Source organism: Streptomyces sp. NBC_00358 (assembly GCF_036099295.1).
In the GTDB taxonomy this organism is placed as follows: domain Bacteria; phylum Actinomycetota; class Actinomycetes; order Streptomycetales; family Streptomycetaceae; genus Streptomyces.
Map to the genome: position 1 here is coordinate 3,656,610 of NZ_CP107976.1, position 17,198 is coordinate 3,673,807.

Annotated in this window: 18 protein-coding genes; 4 read left to right on the forward strand and 14 right to left on the reverse strand. The window is 70.2% G+C overall.

Annotated elements, in window-relative coordinates:
• Positions 1-47 precede the first annotated feature (47 nt).
• Together OHT01_RS15185 and OHT01_RS15190 are read right to left on the reverse strand one after the other, a co-directional pair.
• Positions 48-1,121 (reverse strand): MarR family transcriptional regulator, encoded by a 1,074-nt coding sequence (locus OHT01_RS15185; protein WP_328553690.1) that lies wholly within the window; start codon positions 1,119-1,121, stop codon positions 48-50.
• Positions 1,122-1,299: 178 nt separating this feature from the next.
• On the reverse strand, positions 1,300-2,208 hold the full coding sequence (locus OHT01_RS15190) for a LysR substrate-binding domain-containing protein (protein WP_328558126.1): 909 nt from the start codon (positions 2,206-2,208) through the stop codon (positions 1,300-1,302).
• 339 nt (positions 2,209-2,547) lie between these two features.
• Here OHT01_RS15190 and OHT01_RS15195 point away from each other — a divergent pair, with 339 nt between their 5' ends.
• Positions 2,548-3,102 carry a peroxiredoxin gene (locus OHT01_RS15195; protein ID WP_328553691.1) on the forward strand — a complete coding sequence of 185 codons (555 nt, stop codon included), beginning with the start codon at positions 2,548-2,550 and terminating at the stop codon, positions 3,100-3,102.
• A gap of 6 nt (positions 3,103-3,108) precedes the next feature.
• Positions 3,109-3,642: an alkyl hydroperoxide reductase gene (locus OHT01_RS15200; RefSeq protein WP_328553692.1), complete on the forward strand. Its 534-nt coding sequence runs from the start codon at positions 3,109-3,111 to the stop codon at positions 3,640-3,642.
• A 108-nt stretch (positions 3,643-3,750) separates the two neighbouring features.
• Here the strand turns inward: OHT01_RS15200 and OHT01_RS15205 are convergent, their stop codons facing one another.
• The 4 genes from OHT01_RS15205 to OHT01_RS15220 form a co-directional block, all read right to left on the reverse strand.
• Positions 3,751-5,181, reverse strand: coding sequence for an AI-2E family transporter (locus OHT01_RS15205; protein WP_328553693.1), 1,431 nt, complete (start codon positions 5,179-5,181; stop codon positions 3,751-3,753).
• 136 nt (positions 5,182-5,317) lie between these two features.
• Complete coding sequence (locus OHT01_RS15210) at positions 5,318-6,016, reverse strand: transglycosylase SLT domain-containing protein (RefSeq protein WP_328553694.1); 699 nt, start codon at positions 6,014-6,016, stop codon at positions 5,318-5,320.
• Between the two features lie 427 nt (positions 6,017-6,443).
• The gene (locus OHT01_RS15215) at positions 6,444-7,769 is read right to left on the reverse strand and encodes a PhoH family protein (RefSeq protein WP_328553695.1); all 1,326 of its coding nucleotides are present in this window, start codon (positions 7,767-7,769) and stop codon (positions 6,444-6,446) included.
• 320 nt (positions 7,770-8,089) lie between these two features.
• Complete coding sequence (locus OHT01_RS15220) at positions 8,090-8,863, reverse strand: isoprenyl transferase (RefSeq protein WP_328553696.1); 774 nt, start codon at positions 8,861-8,863, stop codon at positions 8,090-8,092.
• Between the two features lie 144 nt (positions 8,864-9,007).
• On the opposite strand from OHT01_RS15220, the gene mgrA reads away from it, so the two are divergent.
• Together mgrA and OHT01_RS15230 are read left to right on the forward strand one after the other, a co-directional pair.
• Complete coding sequence (mgrA, locus tag OHT01_RS15225; protein WP_328553697.1) at positions 9,008-10,045, forward strand: L-glyceraldehyde 3-phosphate reductase; 1,038 nt, start codon at positions 9,008-9,010, stop codon at positions 10,043-10,045.
• Between the two features lie 410 nt (positions 10,046-10,455).
• Positions 10,456-10,800 (forward strand): DUF192 domain-containing protein, encoded by a 345-nt coding sequence (locus OHT01_RS15230; protein ID WP_328553698.1) that lies wholly within the window; start codon positions 10,456-10,458, stop codon positions 10,798-10,800.
• 288 nt (positions 10,801-11,088) lie between these two features.
• Here OHT01_RS15230 and OHT01_RS15235 read toward each other — a convergent pair whose 3' ends face one another.
• The 8 genes from OHT01_RS15235 to OHT01_RS15270 all read right to left on the reverse strand — a co-directional run bounded on the left by OHT01_RS15235 (position 11,089) and on the right by OHT01_RS15270 (position 17,185).
• Positions 11,089-11,964, reverse strand: coding sequence for an LLM class flavin-dependent oxidoreductase (locus tag OHT01_RS15235; protein WP_328553699.1), 876 nt, complete (start codon positions 11,962-11,964; stop codon positions 11,089-11,091).
• 56 nt (positions 11,965-12,020) lie between these two features.
• Positions 12,021-12,668 carry an OmpA family protein gene (locus tag OHT01_RS15240; RefSeq protein WP_328553700.1) on the reverse strand — a complete coding sequence of 216 codons (648 nt, stop codon included), beginning with the start codon at positions 12,666-12,668 and terminating at the stop codon, positions 12,021-12,023.
• A 3-nt stretch (positions 12,669-12,671) separates the two neighbouring features.
• On the reverse strand, positions 12,672-13,265 hold the full coding sequence (locus OHT01_RS15245; protein ID WP_328553701.1) for a hypothetical protein: 594 nt from the start codon (positions 13,263-13,265) through the stop codon (positions 12,672-12,674).
• Between the two features lie 15 nt (positions 13,266-13,280).
• On the reverse strand, positions 13,281-13,889 hold the full coding sequence (locus OHT01_RS15250) for a pilus assembly protein TadG-related protein (RefSeq protein ID WP_328558127.1): 609 nt from the start codon (positions 13,887-13,889) through the stop codon (positions 13,281-13,283).
• The gene (locus tag OHT01_RS15255) at positions 13,886-14,071 is read right to left on the reverse strand and encodes a hypothetical protein (protein ID WP_443043526.1); all 186 of its coding nucleotides are present in this window, start codon (positions 14,069-14,071) and stop codon (positions 13,886-13,888) included. The genes OHT01_RS15250 and OHT01_RS15255 overlap by 4 nt, the downstream gene beginning before the upstream one ends.
• 117 nt (positions 14,072-14,188) lie before the next feature.
• On the reverse strand, positions 14,189-14,920 hold the full coding sequence (locus OHT01_RS15260) for a response regulator transcription factor (protein WP_328553703.1): 732 nt from the start codon (positions 14,918-14,920) through the stop codon (positions 14,189-14,191).
• Entirely contained in the window at positions 14,913-16,295 is a 1,383-nt protein-coding gene (locus OHT01_RS15265) for a sensor histidine kinase (RefSeq protein ID WP_328553704.1), read from the reverse strand. The genes OHT01_RS15260 and OHT01_RS15265 overlap by 8 nt, the downstream gene beginning before the upstream one ends.
• The gene (locus OHT01_RS15270; protein WP_328553705.1) at positions 16,295-17,185 is read right to left on the reverse strand and encodes a DUF5936 domain-containing protein; all 891 of its coding nucleotides are present in this window, start codon (positions 17,183-17,185) and stop codon (positions 16,295-16,297) included. The genes OHT01_RS15265 and OHT01_RS15270 overlap by 1 nt, the downstream gene beginning before the upstream one ends.
• Between the last annotated feature and the right edge of the window lie 13 nt (positions 17,186-17,198).

Sequence of the window (17,198 nt, forward strand, 5' to 3'; positions counted from 1 at the left end):
AACTCCCTGGTTATTGGGCGCATTCGATCGATGACGGGCATGCGGTTTCAGGTACCGGAGTCCGGGGTCCAGATCCGGTGCCGCAGACGGAAGAAGCCTTTCCAGCTCGCTCCGGCCCTTTCGGGGGCGAGTGTTTCGGTGATTCCGCTCGCCCCCGGCTCACGGCGGGGCAGCGACGGAGCGTGCGCGCCGGGTTCCCTGCGGGGCAGGGACGGAGCGCCCGTCCCCGGATGCGGGCCGAGGGCGAGCCGGGGCTCCGGCGCCGTGGCCTCCTGCGCCGGGGCCTCCTGCGCGGCCATCGCCGAGGACAGGGCCGAGACCACCGTGGAGTCCAGCGCGGGCGGGGCGGTGGACGGCCGCTGGCGGAGCGCTCCGGTCGGCGGGGTCCGGACCGTGACCGGGGCCGCGGAATCGGGCTCCTCCGGCAGTTCCAGCAGACCCTCGCCGAGCATGCGGGCCATTCCCACCGTCACGGTGTAGGCGCCGAGGCCGGTCGCGAAGGCGATGTCGCGGGCGGTCCGCCGGCCGTCGGCGTGGGCCAGTAACTCCCTTTGCGGGGGCGGTAGTCGGTCGCACAACTCGTCCGGCACCGCGGCCCGCACGGGGCGTTCGCGGTCCGGCCGTACGGGCTGCGGCAGGGCGGCGACGGCGGCGAGCTTCCGCGCCGCGTCCTGCAGCAGCCGTCCCGGCGCCTCCCCGAGGGCGACCGGCGCGTACGGCTCGAAGGCGGCGTCCAGCGGGTCGCACGCCTCCACGTCACCGGCCACCACGGCGAACGCCGCGTCCTGCATCGCCATCATGCAGACGACCCGGAGTTGTGCGGCCCCCGCGTAGCCGTGCGCGATCAGTCCCGCCTCCGGCCAGCGGGTGCCGCCGGCCTCGCGGAGCAGTTCGGCCCACTGCTCACCGCTGATGCGGCCGGACCGCAGCAGCCGCGCCTCGGGACCGGGAGCGCCCGGACTCTCGACGGCGACGACACAGCCGTCACGGAGATGGAAGACTCCCCCGGGTTTTCCGGACACCCGCAGTTTCCCCGTCGACCGTGTGCCCTGGCATTCGCTCAGCGCGCGCGACAGCAGGTCGTAGCCGACCCTGCCAAGGGAATCCCGAATGCCCGACATCACTCCCCTTGGAACTTCCGGCACTTCGCACAGACGCCTGACGATTCACCCTGAGGGGGTATGTGTATCAGCCGGAGCGGATATCCCCGAGAAAGTCGCCCTACCTGACGGAAGTTGAGAAATCCCGCCTACCGAAGGACTTGATCGGTCGTCCGAATGACCGACTGTGTACGGCAGTTCAGTCCTCGGCGCCCAACACCCGTACGGGCAAAGGGCGTAGCGCCTCGCGGAGGGCCGCCGCCAGCTCCTGGTACTCCGCGCCCCGCGCGGCACCCGCCCGCATCGCGAGCGCGATCCGCCGGGTGGGCGCCGGATCCGCGAAGTACCCGGTGAGGAGCTGATTGCTGCGGGTCGTCTCCACCTTGACGGCGGTGCGCGGCAGCAGGGTCACACCGAGACCGCCTGCGACCAGTTGGACGAGGGTCGACAGGCCCGCGGCGGTGGTGGTGACCGGGGCGTCCGCGCGACCGGCCTCACGGCAGATGTCCAGGGCCTGGTCGCGCAGGCAGTGGCCCTCGTCGAGCAGCAGCAACCGGAGTTCGCGCAGCGCCTCGCGGGGAATGCCCTCCCGGCCGCCGAGCCAGTGGTCGAGTGGGGTGACCAGCACGAAGTCCTCGTCGAACAAAGGGAGTTCGACGACACCGGGCATGCCGAGGGGGACGGCGAGCAGCAGCAGGTCGAGCCGTCCGACCGTGAGGCCCTCCAGCAGGCTGGCCGTCTGCTCCTCGTGCACCTGGAGGTCGAGGTCGGGGTAGCGCTCGTGGACGAGCCGCAGGACGGTGGGCAGGAGGTAGGGGGCGACGGTCGGGATGACGCCGAGGCGCAGTGCCCCGGTGAACGGCGCGCGCACGGCCGCCGCCTCCTCCAGCAGCGCGCCGACCTCGTCCAGCACCGCCTTGGCGCGTACGGCGAGACGCGCGCCGGCGGGCGACAGCAGTACTTTGCGGGTCGTACGCTCCAGCAGGGTCACGCCCAGGATCTCCTCCAGGGCGGAGACCGCGCCGGACAGCGCGGGCTGGCTCATGCCGATCGCGGCGGCCGCGTCACGGAAGTGCAGATGCTCGGCCACGGCGGCGAAGGCCCGCAACTGCGCGAAGCTGGGGCTGGGGCTGCGGCGGCCGTTGACACCGCCCTTGCCCGCCCGGCCGACGGACCCCGGCCGGCCGAGGGGCGAACCCGTCGCGCCGACGGCATCCTCCCTCCCCGGGATGCCCGTGCCGCCGGTGCCGGTAGGGCCGGTGGGGGTCTCCATGGTCGCGCCTCTCGTTCCGGGTCAGGTCACCGACTGCTACTGATAGTCGCACCCGATCAACGCGACCGAGTGTAGCTATTTCCCGAATCAATGCGGGCTGTGCCAACATCACGTCCGTCCAACCCTCAGGGAAAGGCCCTCAAAAGGGGCTATCCCTTGCTGCAAGGAGAGCGCGTGCTCACTGTCGGTGACAAGTTCCCCCAGTTCGACCTGACCGCCTGCGTATCGCTGGAGAAGGGCCAGGAGTTCGAGCAGATCGACCACAAGACCTACGAGGGCAAGTGGAAGATCGTCTTCGCGTGGCCCAAGGACTTCACCTTCGTGTGCCCGACCGAGATCGCGGCCTTCGGCAAGCTGAACGAGGAGTTCGCCGACCGTGACGCGCAGGTGCTCGGCTTCTCCGGCGACTCCGAGTTCGTGCACCACGCCTGGCGCAAGGACCACGCCGACCTGCGTGACCTGCCCTTCCCGATGATGGCCGACTCGAAGCACGAGCTCATGCGCGACCTCGGCATCGAGGGCGAGGACGGCTTCGCCAAGCGTGCCGTCTTCATCGTCGACCAGAACAACGAGATCCAGTTCTCCATGGTGACCGCCGGTTCCGTCGGCCGTAACCCCAAGGAGGTCCTGCGGGTCCTGGACGCCCTCCAGACGGACGAGCTCTGCCCGTGCAACTGGACCAAGGGCGAGACGACCCTCGACCCGGTCGCCCTGCTGGCCGGTGAGTGACCCTTCATGGCCCTCGACGAACTGAAGTCCGCCCTACCGGACTACGCCAAGGATCTGCGCCTGAACCTCGGTTCGGTGATCGGCAACAGCGACCTCCCGCAGCAGCAGCTGTGGGGCACGGTGCTGGCCTGCGCCATCGCCTCGCGTTCGCCGCGCGTGCTGCGTGAGCTGGAGCCCGAGGCGAAGGACCGGCTGTCCCCCGAGGCCTACACGGCCGCCAAGTCGGCCGCCGCGATCATGGCGATGAACAACGTCTTCTACCGGACGCGGCACCTGCTCTCCGACCCGGAGTACGGGACACTGCGCGCCGGTCTGCGGATGAACGTCATCGGCAACCCCGGCGTGGACAAGGTCGACTTCGAGCTGTGGTCGCTCGCCGTCTCCGCCGTCAACGGCTGCGGGCAGTGCCTCGACTCGCACGAGCAGGTGCTCCGCAAGGCCGGCGTCGACCGGGAGACGATCCAGGAGGCGGTCAAGATCGCGTCCGTCCTCCAGGCCGTCGGCGTCACGCTGGACGCCGAGGCCGTACTCGCCGAGTAGCTCTCGCCGCGCGGTTCCCGCGCACCGGGCGGGCCTCGGCCGCTCCGACAAAAAAGGGCCCCGTTCACCTGTCTGGTGAGCGGGGCCCTGAGTCGTCCGTGAAGGCCGCTACGGAGTCAGGCGGTGGGCCGGGGACGCGTCCAGGGCGGTGGCGCCCCGGGGCTCCGGCGCATGACGCAGGTCCGCTTCGCGGGCGTACGAACGCAGGTACACGACCACCGTGTTGGTCACCGCGACCAGCGGGACCGCGACGACCGCTCCGCCGATGCCGGCGACCATGCCACCCGCCGCGACGGACAGGACCACCGCGAGGGGGTGGACGCGGACCGCCCGGCCGAGGATGAAGGGCTGCAGGATGTGGCCCTCGATCTGCTGGACGGCGAGGACCACGAGAAGGGTCATGACGGCGGCGAAGACGCCCTGGGTCACCAGCGCGACGACCACCGCCAGCGCCCCGGAGATCACCGCGCCCACCAGCGGGATGAACGCTCCGAGGAAGATGAAGACCGCGAGCGGCACGGCCATGGGGACCTTGAGGAAGTAGATGCCCAGGCCGATGAAGATCGCGTCGATCATGGCCACTATCACCGTGCCGCGGACGTACGCCGTGAGCGTGCGCCATGCGCGCGGGCCCGCGCCCGCGACCCCGGTCCGGGCGGCGGCCGGGACGAGCTTGAGCGACCACTCCCAGATCCGCTTGCCGTCGTAGAGCAGGAAGAGGGTCGAGAACATCGTGAGCAGGATGCCCGTGAGCGCCTCGACGATCACCGTCACGCCCTGCAGGCCCGCCGAGGTGATCTGGTCCGTGTTCGCGCCGATCGCCTCGCGGAGATTCTTCGCGATCTTGTTGATCTGCTTGTCGGTCACGTGGAACGGGCCTTTGAGGAGCCACTTGCGCAGCTCGTCGATGCCGTCCTGGATCTGGTTGGAGAGGTTGTCGATGTTCTCCTGGACCTGCCAGACCACGAACCAGCCGATCAGCCCCATGATGACGAAGCCGAGGATCGCGGTGAGCGCGGTGGCGAGCCCGCGCGGCACTCCGTAACGCGTCAGCCGGGCCACCGTCGGCTGGAGCAGCGCGGTGATGAGCAGCGCGGCCACGAAGGCCAGCACCACCAGTTGCACGGCGCTGATGACCCGCATCAGCACCCAGACGGTGCCCGCGAGGATGAGCAGGCGCCAGCCGGCCTCGGCTGCGACGCGCACTCCCCACGGCACGGCGAAGGCCGGGTCGGGGCGCTGGTGCGTCAGGGCGTACGCGGTGGCCGCGACCGTCTCGTCGGAGGGGCGCTGGACCGGGAGCGCGGACGGCTCGGCCTCCGCCGCCGCGTCCTTCGCAGGCTCGGGAGCCTCCGAGTGGGCAGCGGGCGTGTCGCGGGACGCGCGTGGGTCGAGGGGAGCATGCCCGTCGAGGGGTGCCTCGCCGCCGAGGGAGACCTGTGACTCCAGTTCGACCTCGGCGCGGCGTTCGTCCAACCGCTCACCCAGCTCCGTGAGTCCGGCGCCGAGCCTGCCGAGCCATCCTGGTACACGCGACATGAGACGTCCTTTTCCCCCGCTGCTCCCCACCAGTCCCCCCGGGAGTCGTCGGGTCCGACCGTACATGGCCGAAGCCCCTCCCCCTATGACGGGGAGGGGCTTCGCAAGGTTGAGCGGCCGTTGGACGGCCCGGAACCTAGTACCAGCTGTTGGCCTGCCAGAACGACCAGGCCTCGCACGGGCTGCCGTACCGGCTGTTCATGTAGTTGAGGCCCCACTTGATCTGCGTGGCCGGATTGGTCTGCCAGTCGGACCCGGCGGACGCGTACTTGCCCGCGGGCAGAGCCTGGAAGAGGCCGTAGGCACCCGAGGAGGCGTTGACGGCGTGGTAGTTCCAGCTCGACTCGTGGTTCACGATGTTGCTGAAGCACTGGAACTGACCGCTCGGCACCATCTGCGCCGCCATCGCCTGGATCTGGGCGACGCTGTACGAGGACTGCACGGAGAAGGTGGAGGCGTCACGCGTCGCGGAGCGGCTGGCCGCTTCCTTCGCCGCCTTACGCTCCTTGGCTTCCTGCTCGGCCTTCGCGGCAGCCTTCTGCTTCGCGACGGCGTCGTCGGCCGCCTGCTTGCGGGCGGACTCCTCCGCGTCCTTCTTGGCGCTCGCGTCGGCGGCGATGGCCTGGGCGTCGGCCTGCTGCGTCAGTGACGCGGTCTGCACCTGGGCCTGCTGGCCCGCAGGTATGTCTGCGAGGAGAGTCGAGTCGCTCGCTGTCGCCTCGGCATCGTTCGAGGGCTGGGCGACGCTGCCTGAGGCAACTCCGACCACGCTTCCGACAGCGGTGACCGCCGTGGCCGAAGCCACTGCGAATCCCCGGACCGAAATCCGGCTCACACGGTTTCCTTCCAGCATCGCCCGTTTAGGTGACCCTCGCGGACGCAATCGTGCCCCTCGGCGCTGGCCTCCCAACTGCGGGGTCACGGGGAGACACGGGCCCGGTGGGCAACTCCCGCTCGGGGAGCGCCGCGTGGTGCGCGGGCGGCATACGACGGCTCTATGGAGTTCTGAGGTTCCGGTGTTGCCGTACCGCTGGGGATACAGCTGTGTCGTATGCGGGGCCTGACAGGAGTGAGACTTTAGCCGCAACCCGACGCCGCAAGGCAATTCCGCGTCGCGTGTGAAAGCTCACACCCCGTTTGCCTCAGCTGTTTCCTGGAAACGCCAGCGCAGCAGGACGCCGCCCGGCTAAGCTTTTTGCCTTTGCCGGGCGGCGCCAACCAGCGTGTATCCACCACCCTTTGACCAGGTGGGGCAGTCGGGATCAGATCTGCCCGTCCTCCAGCATTTCGGTCACGAGTGCCGCAATCTGGGACCTCTCCGAACGATTCAGCGTGACGTGCGCGAAGAGCGGATGGCCCTTCAACTTCTCGACGACGGCGACCACTCCGTCGTACCGCCCGACCCGCAGATTGTCCCTTTGCGCCACATCGTGGGTCAGAACCACCCGCGAATTGGCGCCGATCCGGGACAGAACGGTCAACAGGACGTTCCGTTCCAGGGACTGGGCCTCGTCGACGATCACGAACGCGTCATGGAGCGAGCGGCCGCGGATGTGCGTGAGCGGCAGGACCTCCAGCATCCCGCGCGCGGTGACCTCCTCGATGACCTCGCGGCTGGCGACCGCGGAGAGCGTGTCGAACACCGCCTGGGCCCAGGGGCCCATCTTCTCGGACTCGGAGCCGGGCAGATAGCCGAGCTCCTGCCCGCCCACCGCGTACAGCGGCCGGAAGACCATCACCTTCTGGTGCTGGCGGCGTTCGAGGACGGCCTCCAGGCCCGCGCAGAGCGCGAGCGCGGACTTGCCGGTGCCGGCCCGGCCGCCCATCGACAGGATCCCGATGTCCGGGTCGAGCAGCAGATCCAGCGCGATGCGCTGCTCCGCGCTGCGGCCCTTGATGCCGAACGCCTCCCGGTCGCCGCGCACCAGCCGGACGTTGCCCTCGGCGGTGACGCGGCCGAGGGCCTTGCCACGCTCCGACTGGATCGTCAGGCCCGTGTGCACGGGCAGGCCGGCCGCTTCGGGGACGTAGACGTGCCCCTCCTCGAAGAGGATGTCCACCTGCTCGCCCGGCAGGGTCAGTTCGGACATTCCGGTCCAGCCGGAGGAGCCCGTGATGGCGAGCTCCGCGCGGTACTCCTCGGCGAGGAGACCCACGGAGGACGCCTTGATCCTGAGCGGCAGGTCCTTCGAGACGACGGTGACGTCGAATCCCTCGGCCTGGAGGTTGCGGGCGACCGCGAGGATGCGGGAGTCGTTGTCCCCCAGGCGGTACCCGCTGGGCAGGACGCTGGGGTCCGAGTGGTTGAGCTCGACGCGTACGGTCCCGCCGAGTTCCCCGACCGGGATCGGAGAGTCGAGGCGGCCGTGCCGGACCCGGAACTCGTCGAGCAGGCGCAGGGCCTGCCGGGCGAAGTAGCCGAGTTCGGGATGGTGCCGCTTGGCCTCCAGCTCCGTGACCACGACGATCGGGAGCACCACTTCATGCTCGTCGAAGCGGCTCAGGGCGTTGGGATCGGCCAGCAGGACGCTGGTGTCGAGAACATAGGTGCGCCGGTCAGGCGTGCGGCGCTTTGTGCTGGTCACCACGGAAGGACGTACCCCCTCGGATGAGGTCGGGGAGCGACGAAGGAGATCTGGACCGGTTACAGGCACCGATGCGCGGGCCGAAAACCGGCCCTCCGCTTCGTCCGTACTGACCGCACGGTCGGGCTGGTGCAAAGGGCCTCCCGGGCGGACGGCCCCGAGCCGTCCGCTGAGATACGACACCCGTGGTTCGGGTGTCGACCTGCAAGGCTTATGCCCTCGAACGAGCTAAGCCATGCCACGGCATATGACGGCGCGTTCGTTAACTCCCGATGACGTACGTCCCCGCGAGGTGTCCCGGGCACGGCGGGACACCTCGGGATTCAGCCTCCGTAACGGCGGTGTCGCGCCGCGTAGTCACGCAGGGCGCGAAGGAAGTCGACCTTGCGGAAGGCGGGCCAGAAGACTTCGCAGAAGTAGTACTCGGAGTGAGCGGTCTGCCAGAGCATGAAACCGGACAGCCGCTGTTCACCGCTGGTGCGGATCACCAGGTCGGGATCGGGCTGCGCGCCGGTGTAGAGGTGCCTGCCGATGAGGTCGACGTCGACGCGGTCCGCGAGGTCCTCCATCGAGGTGCCCTTGTCGGCGGCGTCGAGGATCATCGAGCGCACGGCGTCGGCGATCTCCTGGCGGCCTCCGTAGCCGATGGCGACGTTGACGACTATCCCCTCGACATGGGCGGTGGTCTCCTCGGCCTCCTTGAGCGCCGACTGCATCGGGGAGGGCAGGATGTCCCGCGTGCCGACGTGGTGCACCCGCCAGCGGCCGTCGGCCGCCAGGGTGCGGACGACGCCCTCGATGATGCCGAGGAGCGGACCGAGCTCCTCCTGCGGGCGGTCGAAGTTGTCGGTGGACAGCAGCCACAGCGTGACGACCTCGACATCGGTCTCCGAGCACCAGCCGAGGAACTCACCGATCTTGTCGGCCCCGGCGCGGTGGCCCTGGGCGGTGGTGGAACCCGCCGCCTTCGCCCAGCGCCGGTTGCCGTCCATGATGACGCCGATGTGCTTGGGCACCTGGTCGTGGTCGAGGTGGCCTTCCACCCTGCGTGCATAGAACCTGACCAGCAGACGGCGCAGGTTGTCGCGCAAGGTCACGTGTTGTCAGCCCCTCCGTGCGGATCGGACAGCCGCGCCCGAGCACAGTCCCTGTCCATATGACGATCCCCCGGGGCGAAGCCTACCCCCGCGAAACGCCGGAGCTGCCGAGGGGCGTGTGAGCCCTGACATAGGTTCGTCCACATGAACGACCCCTCTCTCTACCGGGCCGCGACGGAGCGGTACGACTCGATGGAATACCGGCGTACGGGCCGCAGCGGCCTCAAGCTGCCCGCGGTCTCGCTCGGCCTGTGGCACAACTTCGGCGACGACCGGCCACTGGACTCCCAGCGCGCGATCCTGCGTCGCGCCTTCGATCTCGGCGTCACCCACTTCGACCTCGCCAACAACTACGGGCCGCCGCCAGGCTCCGCGGAGATCAACTTCGGCAGGCTGCTGAAGGAGGACTTCGCCCCCTACCGGGACGAGCTGGTCATCTCGACCAAGGCGGGCTACCTCATGCACCCCGGCCCCTACGGCGAGTGGGGCTCCCGCAAGTACCTGTTGTCCTCCCTGGACGCCTCCCTGCAGCGTATGGGCGTCGACCACGTCGACATCTTCTACTCGCACCGCTTCGACCCGGACACCCCGCTGGAGGAGACGATGGGCGCGCTCGCGTCCGCCGTCCAGCAGGGCAAGGCGCTGTACGTCGGCGTCTCCTCGTACACCAGCGAGCAGACCGCGGAGGCGGCCCGCATCCTCACCGGGATGGGCGTCCGTCCCCTCATCCACCAGCCCTCGTACTCGATGCTCAACCGCTGGACCGAGGAAGACGACCTGCTCGACACGCTGGAGGCGGCCGGCATGGGCTGCATCTCCTTCGCGCCGCTCGCGCAGGGCCTGCTGACGGGCAAGTACCTCCAGGGCGTCCCGGAGGGCTCGCGCGCCACCCAGGGCAAGTCGCTGGACCCGGATCTGCTGAGCGAGGACGTCGTACGCCGGCTGAACGGGCTGAACGGCATCGCGGCCCGGCGCGGCCAGTCCCTCGCCCAGCTCGCGCTCACCTGGGTGCTGCGGGACGAGCGGATGACCTCGGCGCTCATCGGCGCGTCCAGCGTTCGGCAGCTGGAGGAGAACGTGGCGGCGCTGACGGCCCCGAAGCTCACGGACGAGGAGCTGAAGGAGATCGACACCTTCGCCGTGTCGACACAGGGCACGAACATCTGGGCCCAACGGCACTGAGTCACCGGAATCTCCCCGCCGCACGAGGCGGCCCGACCAGGGGGCGCACGGGGGCGCCCGCCGGGCGGGCCGTCGCGGGCACAAAAAACGGGCCGGTCCGTGGGGGGGAGACGGACCGGCCCGAGGGGGGGTTTCCACCATAACCCTTCGTAAGTGATGCTGCGTGCATCCGCGTGCCACAACTACTCTCCGGAGTCGTCCGGCGACGCCGAGATGAGCGTGGAACCATCGATTCCGGGTGTGATCATGGCCGAATCACAGCTAATTCAAAGGGAATCGCGGAGGATTGGTGGAGATCCAATGGGTCTGCGCCCGCTTTTGCCACATGGCGTCGAGTTGCCCCCAGGTACTCCGGGCGGGTGATGCGCGTGGCGTGCCACCACTTGACTCCGCCCGCTAACTTCGCACCCATGGCCACGTTCACGACGGACACGACGGAGGGTGCGGCCGGACCCGTACCCCTGGAAGTCGCCGCGACGGCGCGCGCCCGGCGCCGCGGACTGCTCGGACGTCCGGGGATCGAGGGCGCGCTCCTGCTGGCGCCGGCGAACTCGGTGCACACACTGGGGATGCGGTTCGCGATCGACGTCGCCTATCTCGACCGGTCGTCGCGGGTCCTGGCGGTGCGCACGATGCGTCCGGGCCGGCTGGGACTGCCGCGGCCGAGGGCCCGGCGGGTCCTGGAGGCGGAGGCCGGGGCGATGGAGCGATGGGGTGTGCGGCGCGGGGCGCTGATCACGGTCCAGGACGGCTGACGGCACGTCACCGGGTAAGGCAGCACCGCGCAGCCCCCTCCTCTGCGCGGTGCCACACGCGCAGCTTTGCTCACGCGAATTACCTTGGTCTGAACTTACGTGAGCCAAACATTGGTGACGAGACACGCTCGATAACGATGTGGAAAACCCGTGCAGATCCGCCGCGCACGGCGAGGCGGCGCCGTCGGGCGCCCGTCCGTCATCCGGACGGACATCTCACGCCGAGCGCCCCTCAAAGGGTTGTTTTCGGTCAATCGGCCCCAGCGGGTGATCCTCGGCCGTTCTTGTTCAGCGGAGCAGTGGGCGCACCCGCTCCGCCGCGAAGCGGACGAACCCCTCGGGGTCCGGCTCGTCGGCGGTGGGCTGGAGGACCACCGTGTCGGCGCCCGCGTCCACAAAACGCCGGACGGCCCTGGCGACGGTGTCCGCGTCGCCCGCGACACCGTGTCCCGGGACGGGGTCCTCGCCGTTGGCCTCGATCTCGGCGCGCAGCCGGGCGGCGGCGTCCGTCCCGGTGGCGGTGTGCAGATAGACCACCACCCGGTGGTGTCCGGCGGTCCGTCCGGCGGCCCGCCGTCCCTCGTCGATCAGCCGACGGGCCCGCCGCACCCCGTCCACACCGGTCGAGGCGGTGAGGACGGTCCCGTCGGCGGCCTCACCCGCGAGGCGCAGCGTACGGGGGCCGGTGGCGCCGGTGAGCACCTCGGGCGTCTCGGCGGGCGGCCAGTCGAGAGCGACACCGTCGAGCTTCACGTACCGCCCGGCGGTGGTCACGCGCTCGCCCCGCAACAGGGCGCGCAGCGCGTCGAGGTGCTCGCGCAGCAACGTCACGGGCGACTCGGCCCGCGCCCCGACCTGTCCCATCCAGTCCTGCACTCCGTGGCCGACCGCGAGGACGGCCCGCCCGGGGAACAGCCGGTGCAGCGTGGCCGCCTCCATCGCCGTGACGGCGACGTTCCGCAGCGGGACGGGCAGCAGCCCCACTCCCACCCGCAGGCGCTCGGTCCAGGCGAGTGCGGCCGCGGCGGCCGAGATGCCCCCTTCGAGGAAGCAGTCCTCCCACAGCCACAGCTCCTCAAGACCCGCCTCCTCCGCCACGCGCGCCAGCGCGCGCAGCCGCTCGGGGGGCAGTTGGGGCCGGAAGACAACACCGAGTGACGTCATGCCGTCTTCCTACCCAGGCCTCCGTGTGCGGACAACCGCTTCGCGTGGCGCGAGTGTCAGGCGTTGTTCCCGTCGGCCGGGCCCCTCGGGAAGGTCACCTCCACCCGGCGGTTCTTGCGGCGGCCCTGCTCGGAGGTGTTGTCGGCGATCGGGTAGTCCTCGCTGTAGCCGCGCACCTCGAAGGTGATGTCCGCCTCCGAGGAGCCGAGCGCGGCGGCCAGCCGGTCGTGCACCTGCTCCGCGCGCTTCTTGGAGAGGGTCAGACCGTGCGCGTACGAGCCGAGGTTGTCGGTGAATCCGAAGACGCGGACGGTGGTCGCGTGCTGGGCCTTGATCTCGTCCGCGATCGCCTGGATACGGGACTGGGAGTCCGGGTTCAGTTTCGAGCTGTCCTTGGGGAAGAGGACCTCCGCCTGGAGCGCGAACGTGACATCCGAGTTGGTGTCCTCCCGCCGCTCCTCGCCCCCGAGGTCCTCCACGACCGACTTGATGTCCAGCACCTTGGCGGGCGCCAGCGTCGCACCGTCGGCGAGCTTGAGCCCCGGGCTGTTGGCGTCGACTTCGGGGGGCGGCGAGGTGGTGACGCTGCCGGGTGGGGCGCTGGGGTCACCGTCGTCGGCGTACGCGGGACCGGGGAGCCCGAGGATGAGCAGTACGGCCAGGGCCGTGAACGTCGTCGCGGTGCCGCGGGGCGGGAGGGCCATGGCTCAGCCCTCGGAGATCTCGATGGAGGCGGGCGGCATGGAGCCGACCTGGAAGTCGACGGCTGTGGTGTCGGCGGGCGGTGCGGGGAACTGGGCGAACCACTGGGTGGTGGCCCCCTGGCGGACACCACCAGTGAACTGCGTGCACAGGCAGCGTCCCGAGGTGTCCCGGAGGATGAGGTACTTCTTCTTGCCCTTCTGGTCGATCAGGCTGGCGCCGGCGATGGATCCGCCGTTCCTCGCCAGTTCCTTCTCGTCGCCGCGCCAGTCGGCCGCGACCCAGAGCGCGTCCGTGTCATTGGTGACCGATCCCTCGACGGTGACGAACCCGCCGTCCTCCCGCTTGGCGGAAGTGACGGTGAGCACCAGGCCGTTCTCGCCCTTGACCTCGGCGAGCACCGCGTCGGCCTCGGGCGTCTGGGATTGCGTCCTGCCGCCGCCGCCGCTGCTCCTGGCGGGAGCCGACGGGGACGAGGCCCCTTTGTCGGACGTCCCGTCACCTCCCCCACCGCAGCCGGCCACCGTGAGGAGGAGCCCAGCCGTGATCGCCACCGCGCTCAGCGCCGTACGGCCCTTCCTCGTGTGCCGAAAGTCCATCGGTACGGCTTCCTCTCACTCGGCCAGGTGCACGGAGAACAGCACCGACGCGTCCGGTAGGTCGTCCGGGTTGAAGTCTCCGGGGTCGATGTCCACGATCTCCCCGCCGCAGTCGAGTTCGACGGGCTTCTTGGGGTCCGCCGCCGGATCGAAATCGCAGCGCGGCTGAATCACGGCGACCGCGTGGGCCGTCGCGTGTCTGCCCTCGGTGCCCGGGATGATGGAGTGACCGACGGTGTAGTTCGTGAGGATGTCGGCCTCGTACCCGGGATAGCCGTTCCTCACGACGAACTGAACACCTTGAAGGCTGGAGTCGTTCGCGGCGGCCAGTTGCTGGGCTGCGGCGTCCACTCCGGCCCCGTCCGCCTTCTGATCGCCGTCCAGCCAGCCCAACCAGTTGTCGTCCACGCCGACGGCGCCTGCCAGGCGGTCCATGAGTTCGTCCCGGGCGTTCTGGGCCGCCGCCAACGCCGAAGCGTCCGCCGCGGATTGAGCTCCATTGCGGGCGGACGCTGCTTGGGCGAAGGCGAAGAAGGCGAACGCGGCGAAGAGCAGGATCCCCGTCAGCCAGATGTAGATGGGGAGGGTCTGCCCTCGGTCACCACGCGAACGTGGGTCGGTCAGCCACCGGTGACGTTGCTGACCGCAGTCATGATCGCTCCCGAGATCACGCCGTCCAGCCCCAACCCGTGGATCATGGTGAAGATCCCCGCAATGAGGATCATCAACCCCGCGTACTCCACGAACCCCGCTCCCGCGTCCCGGTTCGTGCCTCGCGTCCGGGAGATCACCGTTCGTGTCCACATGGTGAACCTGTTCATCAGGACTGCCCTCCCACCCGACGCCACTAACGACCCGAGCACCGTACGTGAGAAGCCGCCTACTCCGGGTGGGCCCAGGGGCCCAACTTCCCGGCCGGGGAGTCATCGGCCCCACCCTTCGTGGGCGGTGCCGAGCCAGTGGGCGATCGCTTCGCTTCGTGAGGAACTGTGCAGCTTCGCGAAGATGCGATTGATGTGGTTCTTGACGGTCTTCTCGGCGATGAAGCAGGTGGCGGCGATCTGGCGGTTGTTCATGCCGGCCGCGATGAGGTCCATCACCTCCACCTCCCTTGAACTCAGGCCGAAGTCGGGCTGATGGACGGCATGACGGTGAAGTCCCGTCGCCGGCAGGGGCCGACCCTCCGACGACTGTCCCACAGTTGATTGCAGTCGCGAAGAAGATGCGGCCGGTTGGTAGGAAAGTCCGAGTGAATCCGGGACAGTCGGACGTACGTGGCGCACATCCCGTACGGCGGCGATGAGTTCGGCCGCCGTGAACTCGCCATGGACGAGATAGCCGGACGCGCCCTTGCGCAGCGCTTCCGCCACGACCTCGGGTTCGCGGCTGTACGTCAGCATCATGACCGGGGCGATCCGGCACAGTCCGGGCAGGGCGGTGAGGCCGTCCGTGCCGGGCATGCGCACGTCGAGCAGGACCACGTCCGGGGCGAGGCGGGCGGCGCAGTCCAGCGCCTCCGCGCCGTCCCGGGCCGCCGCGACGACCGCGATGTCGGGGTGCGCGTCCAGCAGCGCGGACAGCCCGGCCCGTACGACCGGGTTGTCGTCGGCCACCAGGACACGCAGGGGCGGGCCGGAAAGTGCCTGTTCAGGCATGTGCGGCCTCCTCTTGGAGAGTGGGGGGAGAGGGAAGGGCGGCCGACGGGAGCGGGAGAATCAGCCGGACCTCGGTGCCTCCCTGCGGGGATCGGTCCAGCGTGATCAGACCGCCGACGCAGGCGGCTCGTTCCGTCATGCCGAGCAGGCCGAAATGGCCGGATCTCGTCCAGGCGGCGAGCGCCGCGGGGGTCACGTCGATCGGCGGTCCGGCCCCGTCGTCGCGCACGCGCAGCGCGAACTCGTGGACCGATACGTCGAGTTCGACGACCAGTGTGCTCGCGCCCGCGTGGCGGTGGGCGTTCTCCAGGGCCTCGGACACGATCGCCAGGACGTGGTGAGCGGCGGTGCTGGGAAGGACCGGGTCCGCGCCCCGGTGCCGTACGGCCGCGGCGAGGCGGGTACGGGCCCTGAACTCCGCCAGCATGGAACGGAGTTCGGGCAGGAGGTCGGTGTCCGGGCCGGTCAGGTCGGTGTGCCGGCGCAGGTCCGACAGGAGGGTGCGCGACTCCGCGGCGGCGAGCCGTGCGGCGTCGGCCACGACCGTCGCCTGGCGCTTGAGCGCCTGCGGGTCCGCGGCGTCCGCGGAGGCGGCCAGTGCCTCCGCCGCCAGCGCGAGGCCGTGCAGTGTCTTGGCCACCGAATCGTGCATCTCGCGTGCCAGGCGCGCCCGTTCGGACTCCACCGCCTCCGCGACGGCGAGCCTGCTGGTCGCCTCGGACAGGGCCTGGCTGGCCGTGCCGAAGCGGAACATCAGATTGCGCAGGGTGACGCCGATGATCCCGGCGCCGACGCAGAAGCCCGCGATGAGCAGGGTGTTGGCACCCGCGCCGGGCCGGTGTTCCCAGGCCCTGAGCACCGTGAGCAGGACGACGAGCTGGAAGCCGGTGAACACGCCCGCGCCGCGCCAGCCGTACAGCAGGCCCGACAGGAGTGGGGTGCAGACCGTGGCGTAGGCAAGCGGGGAGGCCGGGGACGCGGTCAGGAGCAGGACCGCGCCGAAGGTGAGGTCCAGGCCCATCAGGGTCGGGTGGGCGAGGAGGCGGGGGCCGAAGCGGTCCCAGTCCCGGAGCATGGCGTAGGAGCCCATGACGCCGAGGACGGCCGCGGCGAGGACGGCGTAGCGGGTGAGGCCGTCCGTGGCGTTCGTCATCGCGAAGGGAGCGCCGACGACGATGGCCGCGAGGCGGACGGCGAAGGCCTGGCGGCACAGGGCCTGGAGGGCGTTGAGCTGGAGACGGATGCCGCCGGGGGCGGGGGCGTCGTCCGCGAGGTAGCCGGTACCCCGCTCGCGGCGGCGCGAGGACGGCGAGGGCCAGGACCACCGTCGGCTCTCGCGGTCCGTGTGACCTCGGCTGTTCGGGAAGCCGTTCATCAGCGCCCCAGGATCGAGCCGAAGTTCGTCCCCGAGCCCAGGAACATGCCCGTGGCGATGAGGATCATCGTCGCCGGGAGCATGAAGACGAGGGTGACCATCGTGGCCTTGGGGATGGTCTTGGCGGCGCGGCGGCGGGCGTTCTGGGCGTCGGTGCGGCGCATGTCCGTGGCGAGCTGGATGAGGGTCTCGGCGATCGGGGAGCCGAGTTCCTCGCCCTGCTGGAGGGCCGAGACGAACTGGGCCACCTGCTCGGAGGAGTTGCGTCTGCGGAGCTCGTCGAAGGCCTGGCGGCGGCTGACGCCCATGTCCATCTGGCGCAGGGTGATGCGCAGTTCGTCCGCCCAGGGCCCCTCGTACTTCTCCGCGACCCGGTCCAGCGCCTGGCGGAAGCCGAGGCCCGCGGAGACGACGACCGCGAGGACGTCGAGGAAGTCGGGCAGGGTGCGGTCGATGACCTCCTTGCGTTCGCGGACGGCCTGCCAGATGAGGGCGTCCGCGGCGACCAGGCCGAAGGCCAGGGTGAGCACGGCGAAGAGGAGCTGGCCGTTGGAGAGGAAGACCAGGCCGAGGACGACCCCGAAGACGCCGTAGACCGCGCGGCGGGCCGCGTAGCGGTTCAGGGTCAGACCTCCGGGGTTGCCGGCCATGTCGATGCGGCGGCGTTTGGCGTCCACGCGCCGGGGGCCCATCAGGCGCAGGACGGTCGGCGCGAAGCGCATGCCGAGGCGGTCGACGGCCGAGTCCGTCACGGAGACGCGGGTACCGCCGACCTCCAGGGCGAGCTGGAGGTCGCTGGGGAGTTTGACGTCGGCGCGGATCATCCGGACGCCCAGGAGGACGCCCGCGACGGCCGCGCCCATGAGGACGGCGAGCAGCAGCGGCAGCAACGTGATCCCTCCC

What these genes read in the sequence shown, in the direction of transcription:
- OHT01_RS15185 (WP_328553690.1), bottom strand. Translation starts at nt 1,121, where the DNA reads ATGTCGGGCATTCGGGATTCCCTTGGCAGGGTCGGCTACGACCTGCTG.
- OHT01_RS15200 (WP_328553692.1), top strand. Translation starts at nt 3,109, where the DNA reads ATGGCCCTCGACGAACTGAAGTCCGCCCTACCGGACTACGCCAAGGAT.
- OHT01_RS15205 (WP_328553693.1), bottom strand. Translation starts at nt 5,181, where the DNA reads ATGTCGCGTGTACCAGGATGGCTCGGCAGGCTCGGCGCCGGACTCACG.
- mgrA (WP_328553697.1), top strand. Translation starts at nt 9,008, where the DNA reads ATGAACGACCCCTCTCTCTACCGGGCCGCGACGGAGCGGTACGACTCG.
- OHT01_RS15230 (WP_328553698.1), top strand. Translation starts at nt 10,456, where the DNA reads ATGGCCACGTTCACGACGGACACGACGGAGGGTGCGGCCGGACCCGTA.
- OHT01_RS15235 (WP_328553699.1), bottom strand. Translation starts at nt 11,964, where the DNA reads ATGACGTCACTCGGTGTTGTCTTCCGGCCCCAACTGCCCCCCGAGCGG.
- OHT01_RS15240 (WP_328553700.1), bottom strand. Translation starts at nt 12,668, where the DNA reads ATGGCCCTCCCGCCCCGCGGCACCGCGACGACGTTCACGGCCCTGGCC.
- OHT01_RS15245 (WP_328553701.1), bottom strand. Translation starts at nt 13,265, where the DNA reads ATGGACTTTCGGCACACGAGGAAGGGCCGTACGGCGCTGAGCGCGGTG.
- OHT01_RS15255 (WP_443043526.1), bottom strand. Translation starts at nt 14,071, where the DNA reads ATGTGGACACGAACGGTGATCTCCCGGACGCGAGGCACGAACCGGGAC.
- OHT01_RS15260 (WP_328553703.1), bottom strand. Translation starts at nt 14,920, where the DNA reads ATGCCTGAACAGGCACTTTCCGGCCCGCCCCTGCGTGTCCTGGTGGCC.
- OHT01_RS15265 (WP_328553704.1), bottom strand. Translation starts at nt 16,295, where the DNA reads ATGAACGGCTTCCCGAACAGCCGAGGTCACACGGACCGCGAGAGCCGA.